General features: G+C 71.0%; 7 protein-coding genes. All 7 read left to right on the top strand.

The features are described from left to right. The first annotated feature begins 1 nt into the window (after nucleotide 1). The 7 genes from kdpB (at nucleotide 2) to ACIHFD_RS51545 (ending at nucleotide 10,804) form a co-directional block, all read left to right on the top strand. Nucleotides 2-2,098, top strand: a complete 2,097-nt coding sequence (kdpB, locus tag ACIHFD_RS51515; RefSeq protein ID WP_397373156.1) for a potassium-transporting ATPase subunit KdpB — start codon at nucleotides 2-4, stop codon at nucleotides 2,096-2,098. Next, nucleotides 2,098-2,958, top strand: coding sequence for a potassium-transporting ATPase subunit C (locus ACIHFD_RS51520; protein ID WP_397373157.1), 861 nt, complete (start codon nucleotides 2,098-2,100; stop codon nucleotides 2,956-2,958). Before kdpB ends, ACIHFD_RS51520 begins: the two co-directional genes overlap by 1 nt. Nucleotide 2,959: 1 nt before the next feature. Continuing rightward, nucleotides 2,960-5,497 carry a DUF4118 domain-containing protein gene (locus tag ACIHFD_RS51525; RefSeq protein WP_397373158.1) on the top strand — a complete coding sequence of 846 codons (2,538 nt, stop codon included), beginning with the start codon at nucleotides 2,960-2,962 and terminating at the stop codon, nucleotides 5,495-5,497. Continuing rightward, nucleotides 5,494-6,162, top strand: a complete 669-nt coding sequence (locus ACIHFD_RS51530) for a response regulator (protein ID WP_363983670.1) — start codon at nucleotides 5,494-5,496, stop codon at nucleotides 6,160-6,162. Before ACIHFD_RS51525 ends, ACIHFD_RS51530 begins: the two co-directional genes overlap by 4 nt. A 73-nt stretch (nucleotides 6,163-6,235) precedes the next feature. Next, on the top strand, nucleotides 6,236-6,652 hold the full coding sequence (locus ACIHFD_RS51535) for a GntR family transcriptional regulator (protein WP_364260734.1): 417 nt from the start codon (nucleotides 6,236-6,238) through the stop codon (nucleotides 6,650-6,652). Continuing rightward, a complete protein-coding gene (locus ACIHFD_RS51540; protein ID WP_397373159.1) occupies nucleotides 6,649-7,506 on the top strand; it encodes an ABC transporter ATP-binding protein in 858 nt (285 codons plus the stop codon). The genes ACIHFD_RS51535 and ACIHFD_RS51540 overlap by 4 nt, the downstream gene beginning before the upstream one ends. A 79-nt stretch (nucleotides 7,507-7,585) precedes the next feature. Then, on the top strand, nucleotides 7,586-10,804 hold the full coding sequence (locus tag ACIHFD_RS51545; RefSeq protein WP_397373160.1) for a condensation domain-containing protein: 3,219 nt from the start codon (nucleotides 7,586-7,588) through the stop codon (nucleotides 10,802-10,804).

Consider the following 10,804-nt stretch of genomic DNA (forward strand, 5'->3'; position numbering starts at 1 on the left):
CATGTCATCCCCCGCGCTCAAGACAGCGGAGCGGAACGGCCGCGTGGGCGGCGGTCTGCTCGATCCGAAACAGCTGCTGAGGTCGCTGCCGGACGCGCTGAAGAAGCTCAACCCGGCCACGCTGTGGCGCAACCCGGTGATGCTCATCGTCGAGGTCGGCGCCGCGTTCACCACCGTGCTGGCGATCCTCGACCCGTCGTTCTTCGCCTGGGCCATCGTGGTCTGGCTCTGGCTGACCGCCGTCTTCGCCAACCTGGCCGAAGCCGTCGCCGAGGGGCGCGGCAAGGCGCAGGCGGCCACGTTGCGCAAGGCCAAGACCGACACCCGGGCCCGCCGCCTCAAGAGCCGCACCTCCACGGACTGGGACGTGGTCGGCGCGCCCGAGCTGCGGCAGGGCGACTTCGTGATCGTCGAGGCCGGGGAGACCATCCCCGGCGACGGCGACGTGGTCGAGGGCATCGCGTCGGTGGACGAGTCGGCCATCACCGGCGAGTCCGCCCCGGTGATCCGCGAGTCCGGCGGCGACCGCTCGGCGGTCACCGGCGGCACCAAGGTGCTGTCCGACCGGATCGTCGTGCAGATCACCCAGAAGCCCGGCGAGAGCTTCATCGACCGCATGATCGCCCTGGTCGAGGGGGCGAACCGGCAGAAGACGCCGAACGAGATCGCCCTCAACATCCTGCTCGCCGCGCTGACGATCATCTTCCTGGTGGCCACCGTCACCATGCAGCCGCTGGCCATCTACTCCAAGCTCACCAACCCGGGCGTGCCGGACTCGCTCGCGCTGAACGCCGACGGCGTCACCGGCGTGGTGCTGGTCTCGCTGCTGGTGTGCCTGATCCCGACCACGATCGGCGCGCTGCTGTCCGCGATCGGCATCGCGGGCATGGACCGCCTCGTCCAGCGCAACGTCCTGGCCATGTCCGGCCGCGCGGTCGAGGCCGCCGGGGACGTGTCCACGCTGCTGCTGGACAAGACCGGCACGATCACCCTGGGCAACCGGCAGGCGTCGGAGTTCGTCCCCGTGAACGGCGTCACCGAGGCCGAGCTCGCGGAGGCCGCGCAGCTGTCCAGCCTGGCCGACGAGACCCCCGAGGGCCGCTCGATCGTGGTCTTCGCCAAGCAGCGCTACGGCCTGCGCGAGCGGGAGATCCACGGCGCCGAGTGGGTGCAGTTCACCGCCCAGACCCGCATGTCCGGGGTCAACCTGGGCGATCGGCAGGTCCGCAAGGGCGCGGCGACGGCGGTGATGAAGTGGGTCCGCGACCGGGGCGGCCACCCCACCGACGAGGTCGGGCACATCGTGGACGGCATCTCCGGCTCCGGCGGCACCCCGCTGGTCGTCGCGGAGAAGGGCCGCGTGCTCGGGGTCATCCACCTCAAGGACGTGGTCAAGCAGGGCATGCGCGAACGCTTCGACGAGATGCGCCGCATGGGCATCCGCACCGTCATGATCACCGGCGACAACCCGCTGACCGCCAAAGCCATCGCGGACGAGGCCGGCGTGGACGACTTCCTGGCCGAGGCCACCCCCGAGGACAAGCTCGCCCTGATCAGGAAGGAGCAGCAGGGCGGCCGCCTGGTCGCGATGACCGGCGACGGCACCAACGACGCCCCCGCCCTGGCCCAGTCGGACGTCGGCGTGGCGATGAACACCGGCACCTCGGCCGCCAAGGAGGCCGGGAACATGGTGGACCTCGACTCCAACCCGACCAAGCTGATCGAGATCGTCGAGATCGGCAAGCAGCTGCTCATCACCCGCGGCGCGCTGACCACGTTCTCCATCGCCAACGACATCGCGAAGTACTTCGCGATCATCCCGGCCATGTTCGCGGCGGTCTACCCGGGCCTGGACGCCCTGAACGTCATGCGCCTGGCCAGCCCGCAGTCGGCGATCCTGTCCGCGGTCGTGTTCAACGCCCTGGTCATCATCGCGCTGATCCCGCTGGCGCTGCGCGGCGTCCGGTACCGGCCCTCCAGCGCCTCCAAGCTGCTCTCGCGCAACCTGTACGTCTACGGCCTGGGCGGCATCGTCGCGCCGTTCGTCGGCATCAAGATCATCGACCTGTTCATCCAGTTTCTTCCGGGGATGTCGTAATGGACCGTCTACCCAGCTGGCTGCGCCGGCATCTGGCCGCGATCAGGGCCGTGGCCGTCCTGACCGTGCTGCTCGGCCTGATCTATCCGCTGGCCACGACCGGGATCGCGCAGGCGCTGTTCAACGGCAAGGCCAACGGCTCGATCGTGCGGGCCGGCGGCAAGGACGTGGGCAGCGCGATCATCGGCCAGTCCTTCACCGACGCCGACGGCAAGGCGGTCAAGAAGTACTTCCAGTCCCGCCCGTCGGCCGCCGGCGACGGCTACGACCCGACCTCGACCGGCGCCAGCAACCTCGGTCCCGAGGACGTCGTCGACGTGCTGCCGGTGCCCGGCGCCAAGGACGAGGAAGGCAACCCGGACGAGGGCAAGCAGTCGCTGCTGACCCGGGTGTGCACCCGCTCCAAGGCGGTCGGCGAGCTGGAGGGCGTCAGCGGCGCCCGCCCGTACTGCACCCCCGACGGGGTCGGCGCGGTCCTCAAGGTCTTCCCCGACCGGGCCGTCAGCATCAACCAGGCCTGCCCCGCCACCCCCTTCATCGCGGAATACCAGGGGCTGAAGGTGGAGTGCGCCAAGCCCGGCGAGGACTACGCCGCCGGCCGCACCGTCCCGATCCGGGGGAACGCGGGCACGCCCGCCGTGCCCGCCGACGCCGTCACGGCGAGCGGCTCCGGCCTCGACCCGCACATCTCCGCCGCCTACGCCGAGCTCCAAGCGCCTCGCGTGGCCAAGGAACGCGGTCTGGCCCTGGACAAGGTCAAGACGCTGATCAACGAGAACACGACGGGCCGGGCGCTCGGCTTCATGGGCGAACCCGCCGTCAACGTGCTCGAACTCAACCTCGCACTCGACAGGGGGTGACATGAGAGGGCGGCTGAGGGTCTACCTGGGCGCGGCGCCCGGGGTCGGCAAGACCTATGCGATGCTCTGCGAGGGCCGCCGCGGACTGGAACGCGACCGGGACGTGGTCGTGGGCTTCGTCGAGACCCACGGCCGCGCCCGCACCGCGGCCCTCCTGGAGGGCATGGAGGTGATCCCGCGCAGGACGCTGGTCTATCGCGGGGCCACCTTCACCGAGCTGGACGTGGACGCCGTCATCGAGCGCAAGCCGAAGATCGCGCTGATCGACGAGCTGGCCCACACCAACGTGCCCGGCTCCAGGAACGTCAAGCGCTGGCAGGACATCGACGACATCCTGGACGCCGGGATCGACGTCATCTCCACGGTGAACATCCAGCACCTGGAGTCCGTCAACGACGTCGTCCAGGAGATCACCGGAATCCCGCAGCGCGAGACCGTCCCCGACGAGGTGGTGCGCCGCGCCGACCAGGTCGAGCTGGTCGACATGTCGCCGGAGGCGCTGCGCCGCCGCATGGCCCACGGCAACGTGTACATGCCCGAGAAGGTCGACGCCGCCCTGTCGAACTACTTCCGCGTCGGCAACCTCACGGCCCTCCGTGAGCTCGCCCTTCTCTGGGTCGCGGGAAAGGTCGATGACCAGCTCGACCGCTACCGCGCCGAGCACGGCATCGCCACCACCTGGGACACCCGGGAACGCGTCGTGGTCGCACTGACCGGCGGCCCGGAAGGCGACACGCTGGTACGCCGGGCGGCCCGCGTCGCCGCCCGCACCAAGGGCGCCGACCTGCTGGCCGTCCACGTCACCAGCGCCGACGGACTGGCCGGCGGCGACCCGGCCAACCTGGCCCGCCAGCGCACGCTGGTCGAGAGCATGGGCGGCACCTACCACCAGGTCGTCGGCGACGACATCCCCCAGGCGCTGCTCGACTTCGCCCGCGGCGTCAACGCCACCCAGCTCGTCCTCGGAGCGTCGCGGAGAGGCCGCTTCGCGCAGATCTTCTCCCGGGGCGTCGGCGTGGAGACCACGGCCCTGTCCGGCTCCATCGACGTCCACATGATCACCCACGAGGAGGTCAAGCAGGGGCGCAGGCGTCCCGAACGCTCGCGGGCCGCGTTGACCAGGAAGCGCCGCCTGACCGGCTGGGCACTGGCGGTGGCCGGGATGCCGCTGCTCACGGCCCTGCTCGCGCCGTTCAGGGACGTGCTGTCGCTGCCCAGCGAGATCCTGTTCTTCCTCTGCCTGACCGTCGGGGTCGCGCTGGCCGGTGGCATGTGGCCGGCCGTCACCGCGGCCGTCGGGGGATCGCTGCTGCTCAACTGGTTCTTCACGCCGCCGATCGGCGAGTTCACCATCAACGATCCGGAGAACCTGTTCGCGCTGGTCGTGTTCGTGCTGGTCGCGGCGGCGGTCAGCTCGATCGTGGACCTCGCCGCCCGCCGTACCAGACAGGCCGCCCGCGCGAGCGCGGACGCCGAGGCGCTGTCCACGCTGGCCGGGCACGTGCTGCGCGGCGAGGCGGCGCTGCCGTCGCTGCTCGGCCGCCTGCGCGAGACGTTCGGGCTGGACTCGGTCACCCTGCTCGAACGCCTCGGCGAGCCCACCCCGGACGACCAGTCCGAGCCCGCCGCCTGGCGCATCATCGCCACCACCGGCCAGACCCCGTGCACCAACCCTGGCGCGGCCGACACGGACGTGCAGATCAACGACCGGCTCGTGCTCGCCGCCCGCGGCCGGCTGCTGGACGCCAGCGACCGGCGGGTGCTGGAGGCGTTCGCCGCCGAAGCCGCCGTCGCGCTGCGGCAGGAACGCCTGGAGGAGGAGGCCGGGCAGGCCAAGCCCCTGGCCGAGGCCGACAAGATGCGCACCGCCCTGCTGGCCGCCGTCAGCCACGACCTGCGCACCCCGCTGGCCGCCGCCAAGGCCTCCGTCGACAGCCTGCGCAGCGCCGACATCGACTGGTCTCCCCAGGACCGCGACGAACTGCTCGACACCGCCCATGAATCACTGGGCCGGCTCGACCGGCTGGTGGAGAACCTGCTCGACATGAGCCGCCTGCAGGCCGGAGTGCTCGGCCTGTCACTCCAGCCGGTCGCCCTGGAAGAGGTCGTGCCGCGGGCGATCGACGACCTCGGATCGCTGCGCGACCGCGTCGAGGGCGACATCTCCATCGAACTCCCCGAGATCGTCGCCGACCCCGCCCTGCTGGAGCGCGTCCTGGTCAACCTGATGACCAACGCCGTCCGCTACAGCCCCGCCGGCCGGAAGGTGCTCATCACCGCCAGCTGGCACGACGAGCAGGTGGAGATCCGCGTCATCGACCGCGGCCCCGGCATCCCGCCCGAGGCCCGCGACCGGGTCTTCCAGCCGTTCCAGCGGCTCGGCGACCGCGACAACGGCACGGGCGTCGGCCTCGGGCTCGCGCTCTCCCGCGGCCTGACCGAGGCCATGGGCGGCACGCTCATACCGGAAGAGACACCAGGGGGAGGTCTCACCATGACCGTCCAGATGCCCATCTCATCCCAGGCGGTGACAGTATGACCAAGATCCTCGTCGTCGACGACGAACCGCAGATCCTGCGGGCCCTGCGCATCAACCTGGCCGCCCGCCAGTACGAGGTCGCCGTCGCCGAGAACGGCTCCTCCGCGCTGCGCGAAGCCGCCGAATGGCATCCCGACCTCGTCGTGCTCGACCTCGGCCTGCCCGACATCGACGGCGTCGACGTCATCCACGGCCTGCGCGGCTGGACCCGCATCCCGATCGTGGTGCTGTCCGGCCGGGCCGGGAACCAGGACAAGATCGACGCTCTGGACGCCGGCGCCGACGACTACGTGACGAAACCGTTCAGCATCGAGGAGTTCCTGGCCCGCATCCGGGCCGTCTCCCGCCGCGCCGCCATCCACGAGGCCGAGCTGGCCAGCATCCAGATCGGCGACCACACGGTCGACCTCGTCGGCAAGACCATCTCGGGTGGCCAGCGGCTCACCCCCACCGAATGGCACATCCTGGAGATCCTGCTGCGCAACCCCGGCAAGCTCATCCCCCAGCGCTACCTGCTGACCGAGGTGTGGGGCAGCAAGCACGTCAAGGAGACCCACTACCTGCGCCAGTACATGGCCCAGTTGCGCAAGAAGTTCGAACGCGACCCCGCCCACCCGGTCCACCTGATCACCGAGCCGGGCATGGGCTACCGCTTCACCCCATGACGCGGCTCGGAGTTGACAACAGGTGATCCCCTGCAACACTCTTTCACTATTCGAATAGAGAAAGGGTGTTGCGGTGATCGAGTTCCATCTCGACCGCGGCTCGGGAGTGTCGACCTACCTCCAGCTCGTGCACCAGGTCAAGCAGGCTCTCAGGCTCGGCACGCTGCGGCCGGGAGACCAGCTGCCCACCGCCCGCGAGGTGGTCGAGAGCCTGGCCATCAACCCCAACACCGTGCTCAAGGCCTACCGCGAGCTGGAGCGGGACGGGCTGGTCGAAGGGCGGCCGGGCATGGGGACATTCGTGCTGCAGAGTGTCACGGGCGCGACGCTCGTCGCGCACACCCGATTGCGGCGCGACCTGGAGAGGTGGGTACGCGAGGCGCGCGAGGCCGGGCTCGACCAGGAGGACCTGAGGGCGCTGGTCACCGTTGTCCTCGCGGACTCCCAGAAGGGCGGCCCCGGGAAGGGCGCGAAGGAAGGGGCGGCGTGAGGCCGGCGCTGGAGACGAACGGGCTGGGTGTGCGGTACCGCCGCTCCTGGGCGTTGCGTGACTGCTCGTTGTCCATCCCGGCCGGGCGCGTGGCCGCGCTCGTAGGACCGAACGGCGCGGGCAAGACCACGCTCATGCACGCCGCCGTCGGCATGCTCAAGCCCACGTGCGGCAGCGTCGTGGTGCACGGCGAGGTGGCGTTCGTGGCCCAGGACAGGCCGCTGACCGAGAGGTTCACCGCCGCCGAGATGCTCGCCTTCGGCCGCCGGGTGAACTCCCGCTTCGACGACGGCGCCGCCCGTGACCGGCTCGGCCGGCTGGGTGTGCCTCTGGATCGGAAGGTGGGCGTCCTGTCGGGCGGGCAGCGGGCGCAGGTGGCGATCACGCTGGCGATGGCCCGGCGGCCCGACCTTCTCGTGCTGGACGAACCGCTGGCCAACCTCGACCCCCTCGCCAGGCACGATGTGATGCGCTCGATCATGGCGGAGGTGGCCGAGCGGGAGCTGACCGTGCTGCTGTCCTCGCACGTGGTCGCCGACATCGAGGAGACCTGTGACTGGCTGGTCATGCTGAACGACGGGCAGGTGCAGGTGAGCGGCGACATCGAGGAGTTACTGGCCGGCCATTACGTCCTCACCGGGTCCACCGAACCGGCCGGGCCGATGGCAGCCGGGGCCGCGGTCGTGAGCGCGAGCCGTGCCGGGAGGCAGGCCGAGCTCCTCGTCAGGGGCGAGCCCGCCCCCAACCCGCGCGGGCAGGCGCGGCGGGCCGGGTTGGCCGATCTCGTCATGGGATATCTGCGCAGCCCCGAGTCGGCGGCGCTGCCCGGCCCGGAGCACGTGATCCGGGGGTAGCGCCCGGACGGGCCGGGCTGCTGCGATCCCCCTTTTGTGTGACATCCGGACGCCCGGGGGCGACACGTACGGTTCGGCTATGGCACACCCTTCCTGGGCTCCGAGCCGGCGCATGGCCCCGCGTACCCCCTATGAGGAGGTTGTCGCGGATATCTGGCGCGACATCCTCGGCTCTCCGCACCTGAGCGTGTTCGACGACTTCTTCGAGCTGGGCGGGCACTCGCTGCTGGCGCCCAAGGTGGTGGCGCGGATCAGGAAGATCCTGGGTGTGCGGGTCTCGGTGAAGGAGTTCTTCGCCGCCCCCACCGTGGCCGGGCTGGCGGCGGTGGTGGCCGCGCGCTCGTCGTCGGAGGGTTCCGCCGTCGAGCCGCGTACGGCTGAGGCCGAGCCCGTGTTGTCGTTCGACCAGGAGCGGTTGTGGCTGGAGAACCAGCTCCGGCCGGGTACCGCCTACAACGTGCACGGGCGGCGGCGGCTGGTGGGGCCGCTCGACGTGGCGGCGATGGAGGCGAGCATCCGCGCGATCCTGGTCCGGCACGAGACGTTGCGTACCCGCTTTCCGACCGTGGACGGGCGGCCGGTCCAGGTGGTGGACGATCTCGGTGCCGACTGGAGGCTGGAGGTCGTCGACGGCGCCGATCTCGACGAGGCGCGCCGGCTGGCGGACGAGCAGGCGACCACTCCGTTCGACCTGGCGCGGGGGCCGTTGTTCCGGTGCCTGCTGGTCAGGCTGAGCGACACCGAGCACGTGCTGGCCGTCACGATGCACCACATCGTCTCCGACGCCTGGTCGGTCGGGCTGTTCGTGCGTGAGTTGTCGGCGTTGTACGAGGCCGGCGGCGACGTGGAGCGGGCGGAGCTGGCCGAGCTGCCGATCCAGTACCGGGACTACGCGGTGTGGCAGCGGGCGGCGCTGGCGGGCGAGGCGCTCCAGCGAGAGGTGGGCTACTGGCGCGAGCATCTGGCCGACGCGCCACCGCCGCTGGCGTTGCCGCTGGCGCGCCGGTTCTCGCCGGCCAGGGGAGCGCGGGGTGAGCGGCTGCGGTTCGATCTGTCGCCGCAGGAGACCGGTGAGCTGCACGAGTTGTGCCGCAAGCACGGTGTGACGCCGTTCATGGTGCTGCTGGCGAGCCTGGCCACCACGCTGGGCCGCTGGTCCGGGCAGCGGGACGTGGTGATCGGCGTGCCGGTCGCCGGGCGTACGGACGAGGGCACCGATCGGTTGATCGGGTTCTTCGTCAACACGCTGCCGTTCCGGGTGGACCTGTCGGGCGAGCCGACGTTCGCGGACCTGCTGACCCGGGTGCGCCAGGTCGCGCTGGACGGGTACGCGCACTCCGACGCGCCGTTCGACGTGCTGGTGAAGGAGCTGCGGGTGCCACGGGACCCGGGCCGGACGCCGCTGTTCCAGGTGCTGCTCAACGTGATCGGGAGTCCGGTGGCGGAGGAGATCACCGGCGTCGCGGTCGAGCCGATGGAGATGCCCGCGCTGGACAGCAAGTTCGATCTCATGATCAGCGCGCAGGAGGTCGGGGAGGCGCTGCAGATCCACCTCGAGTTCAACGCCGAGCGGTACCGGTCGGCGATGATGCGGGTGTTGATGGAGCAGCTGCGGGTGTTCCTGCACGCCGTGGTGGAGGATCCCGGCCGGGGGTTGCTGGACTACCCGCCGGACGCGGCCGACAAGACGGCCGCCGGTGACTGGCCTGCCGTGGCGCCGCATCTGGCGGTGGACTGGTTCGCGCAGGGGCGGGATCGGGTCGCGGTGATCGACCGGGACGGCGAGCGGAGCTACCGCTGGATCAGCCGCGCGGCCGATCGGGTGGCTCGCGTGGTGTCGGAGCGTGCGGCGTCGCAGATGGAGCACTTCGGGGTGGTACGGCGAGCCTCGGCGGCCTTCGTGGCGGCGGTCCTCGGATGCGGGAAGGCGGGCGTGACCTTCTCCGTGATCGAGGAGGCGGGGCCGGTCGCGGCACGGTATCTCGGGGTTTCCACGGTGGTGGACGTGCTCCCGGGGAGCGAAGTGGATGTCGATCTGAGCCCGATCTTCGCCGAAATATCCGGCAACGACGGCGAAAGGGTGACCGGAGCCACGGAGGGGCCGGATCCCGAGCGGCCGGAGGCTGACTGGGCGGTGCGGAGGTTCGGGCTGGAGGAGGATGACCGGTTCGCGGTGTTGTCGGCCCTGCCCGGTCACCTGGTGTCGGCGATGTCCAGCGCGTTCGGCGCCGGAGCGGCGCTGCTGCTGCCGGAGCGCGGCGACCTGTCCCTGCTGCGGGAACACGCGGTCACGGTCGCCTACCTGACCCCGGCGATCCTGCGCGGTCTGGACGCTGCCCGCGAGACGCTCCCGGCGCTCCGCCACGCGTTCGTGGAGAACTCCGGCGACCTGATCTCCCACGACCTGGTGGCGCTGCGCCGCCTGTCTCCCGGATGCCGGGGTGTCGGCGTCTACCGGGTGGGCCGCGACGGGCGGCCGGTCGCCGTCTATCCGGTCCCGGCCGACTGGCAGCCGCAGAACGCAGGCGTGCGGGTGCCGCTGAGCGGCGGTCCGGCCGACGACCGGGCCGAGCTGCGCCACTCCGGCGATCAGCTCGCCGCCGTGGGCGAGGTGGCCGAGCTCTGCTCCGGCTCCCAGCACTTCGGCGACCTGGCCCGCCGCTGGATCGACGGCACGCTGGAGTTCATCGGCCGGGCGGACGCCGATCCCGTCGAGACGCTGGCCGCGCTGCGCGACGGCCCGGACATCCGGGACGCGCTGGTGACCGAGCATGTCGCGGCGGACGGCAGGATCGTGCTGGCCTGCTACCTCACCGGCCCCGACCCGGCGCTCGGCACCGTCAAGATCCGCCAGTACCTCCTCACGGTGCTGTCCGACGCCTTGATGCCCGAGCACCTGTTCGTCCTGGATGAGCTGCCCCGCACCCGCGACGGCGACTACGACCTCGACGCGCTCCCCGTCCCCGACGACGACGGCGACCCGGTCGACGACTATGCGCCGCCGAGCACGCCGATCGAACACCGTCTCGTCGCGATCTTCGAAGAGCTGCTCAACGTGGAGCGGGTCGGCGTCCACGACACGTTCTTCGAGCTGAGCGGCTTCTCGTTGCTGGCCACCCAGCTCGCCTCGCGCATCCGTGACACGTTCGGCATCGAGCTGTCGCTGCGGGACGTCTTCGGCTCGCCGACGGTGGAGAGCCTGGCCCAGTTGATCGTCCGCGCTCAGGGAGAGCTGTACGGCGCCGACGACCTCGAAGCGCTGCTGAACGAGATCGAGTCGGCAGGACCGGGAGCTTGA

The sequence above is a fragment of the Nonomuraea sp. NPDC051941 genome, assembly GCF_044593615.1.

Coding starts and splice junctions, on each gene's coding strand:
- kdpB (WP_397373156.1), top strand. CDS start 2: ATGTCATCCCCCGCGCTCAAGACAGCGGAGCGGAACGGCCGCGTGGGC.
- ACIHFD_RS51545 (WP_397373160.1), top strand. CDS start 7,586: ATGGCACACCCTTCCTGGGCTCCGAGCCGGCGCATGGCCCCGCGTACC.
- ACIHFD_RS51525 (WP_397373158.1), top strand. CDS start 2,960: ATGAGAGGGCGGCTGAGGGTCTACCTGGGCGCGGCGCCCGGGGTCGGC.
- ACIHFD_RS51520 (WP_397373157.1), top strand. CDS start 2,098: ATGGACCGTCTACCCAGCTGGCTGCGCCGGCATCTGGCCGCGATCAGG.
- ACIHFD_RS51530 (WP_363983670.1), top strand. CDS start 5,494: ATGACCAAGATCCTCGTCGTCGACGACGAACCGCAGATCCTGCGGGCC.